Source organism: Oleiphilus sp. HI0080 (assembly GCF_001635135.1).
Window position 1 is genome coordinate 1 of sequence record NZ_LWFU01000963.1, and the last position, 1,332, is coordinate 1,332.

1 protein-coding gene is annotated in these 1,332 nt (G+C 46.7%); it reads right to left on the minus strand.

Annotated elements, in window-relative coordinates; all coding sequences use genetic code 11:
• On the minus strand, positions 1 to 1,332 hold a 1,332-nt coding region (locus tag A3751_RS18580; protein WP_068458522.1), incomplete at both ends, for an NAD(P)/FAD-dependent oxidoreductase.

A 1,332-nucleotide genomic window follows, 5' to 3' on the forward strand; every position in this document is an offset into this window, starting at 1 on the left:
ATTTCCTCGACCCATTTTGCCCAAGTGTAGGGCCAAAGAATCGGATCACCATCCGCATCGAGGTACCAGCTTTGACAACCACCAACCCATGCCGTTCCTTTAAGCCCCCGTTTTACGTAGTCATTAAATCGTGTGATCGCTTCGGGTTTTGGCTCAAGCTCGTCAAACTCGTTTTCGCGCCATTTATTGATGAGCTTCAAAACATAATCGCCTTGAACCTCGCTCATTGCGATCACAGAGAAGTTACCGATTGGCGTATTGGGACCAAGCATAAGAAAGAAGTTAGGGAAGTGGGGTAAAAGCATCGATCGATACGCTTTCACAGAATGCGCCCACGCATCATTAATATGGAGACCATCTTTCCCCGTCATGTTCATAGGGCGCATAAAGCTTAATGGTTTAAAACCGGTTGATAGAACCAAAACATCGAGCTTATGCAAAACGCCATCTGTTGTGAGTACACCTGCGGGCGTAATCCGGTCGATGCGCTCCGTAACAAGATGGGCGTTGTCTTTTTGGATGGCTGGATAAAAAGTGGTGTTAACAATGACGCGCTTACAACCTACTTGATAATTTGGTCTAAGTTTGTCTCGCAACGCTTTGTTTTTAATGCTTAATCTAAGATTCGACTTGCACGCCCATTCTAGAATTTTCTTTTGGATGGGATGACCTGTGACCGCTTTGGTAAACATATGCTCCATAAAGAAGATCGCGAAGCGGCGCATAAACCTGTGGATAAACCCGAAGCGATTGAAAAGACGCTTAGCTTTGTCGCTAATGTTGAAGTCCTTGAGCGGCAATACCCACTGCGGTGTTCGTTGAAAAACCGTGACCTCTGCGCCACTGTTTACGAGCTCAGGGATAGCCTGCGCCGCTGTTGATCCTGTACCGATAATCCCAACGCGCGATCCGCTTCCAGTGTTTACCGAATGGTCCCATTCCGCAGTATGAAATGTACTGCCTTCGAAAGTGTCCAAACCCTCGATCTCAGGGTAGGCGGGATGATGAAGAATCCCCGTAGCAGAAATCACGAAGTCAAAAACGTAGTCCTTATTCTGAACCGTTTTTACATACCATTTACCAGCGTCATAAACGGCGTCCGATACCGCTTCATTGAAATGAATGTGCTGCCGAATATCATATTTGTCGGTTACGTGTTCAAAATACGCTTTTATCTCTGGACCACGAGCGAAGAAGTTGCTCCAGTTAGGGTTCGGCTCAAAGGAATAGGTATACATGTGTGAAGGCACATCACAGGCAACACCCGGGTAGGTATTTTCCCTCCAGGTACCGCCAATCTCATCTTTCTTCTCGAAGACCACAATATCGGTT